At 52.7% G+C, this 681-nt stretch carries 3 protein-coding genes; 2 read left to right on the plus strand and 1 reads right to left on the minus strand.

The features are described 5' to 3' along the window. Together FWJ25_RS19245 and FWJ25_RS19250 are read left to right on the plus strand one after the other, a co-directional pair. A partial coding sequence (locus FWJ25_RS19245; RefSeq protein WP_149599076.1) for an IS3 family transposase occupies positions 1 to 116 on the plus strand: 116 nt, incomplete at its 5' end. Between the two features lie 152 nt (positions 117 to 268). Beyond that, entirely contained in the window at positions 269 to 538 is a 270-nt protein-coding gene (locus FWJ25_RS19250; protein ID WP_149601872.1) for a YpsA SLOG family protein, read from the plus strand. Between the two features lie 26 nt (positions 539 to 564). Here the strand turns inward: FWJ25_RS19250 and FWJ25_RS19255 are convergent. Then, a partial coding sequence (locus FWJ25_RS19255; protein ID WP_149601873.1) for an integrase core domain-containing protein occupies positions 565 to 681 on the minus strand: 117 nt, incomplete at its 5' end.

The following is a 681-nucleotide window of genomic DNA, read 5'->3' on the forward strand; positions in this document are numbered from 1 at the left end:
CGTTGAGACAATTACGGCGGCATATAAGTAACTATATTGAAGTCTTTTACAATCGTCAGCGGCTGCACAGTGGCCTGGGCTATCGGACTCCGCTAGAGTTCGAAGAAATCAACTGATGGGGCGTGTCCAATTTATTGGGGGAAGTCCAACTGTCAACGCGTGGCGTTTCCAGTCCCATTGAGCCGCGGTGGTTACGGTTGTTGTGTTTGAGTTTAGTGTTATGCGTTGTCAGCCCCTGTGCGGGGCGTTATGTTGATCGGTGTAGGTCGTGCTCTCAAAGGTCATAAGTGGTGGACAAACTGGTGCTGACCGGGCGGGGTTAGATGCGGCTCTTGAGTCGGGCTTTCCAATAGGAGGAAGCTGCCCTGTTGGGCGTATGGCTGAAGATGGGCCGATCAATGACACATACACGTTGACTGAAATCGGCGGTGGTTATCGCCAGCGAACGAAGCAAAATGTTATCGATTCAGACGGCACGGCTATTTTTTATGAGTCGTATCTTCATGGGGGAACGGAAGCAACCGTTCTCTTTTTGTAGTTGCCCCCGCTAAACCGGACACCACCTCATTCGTTTGATGCCAGTTCCGCCCGGTACTCCCAGGGCGATTTCATTTTCAGCCCCTTGTGCGGGTGGCTGCGGTTATAGTCCTCGATCCATTCCGGCAACCGGGCCATCACCGT

Origin of the sequence: Marinobacter salinexigens (assembly GCF_008370345.1) — a bacterium.
In the GTDB taxonomy this organism is placed as follows: domain Bacteria; phylum Pseudomonadota; class Gammaproteobacteria; order Pseudomonadales; family Oleiphilaceae; genus Marinobacter; species Marinobacter salinexigens.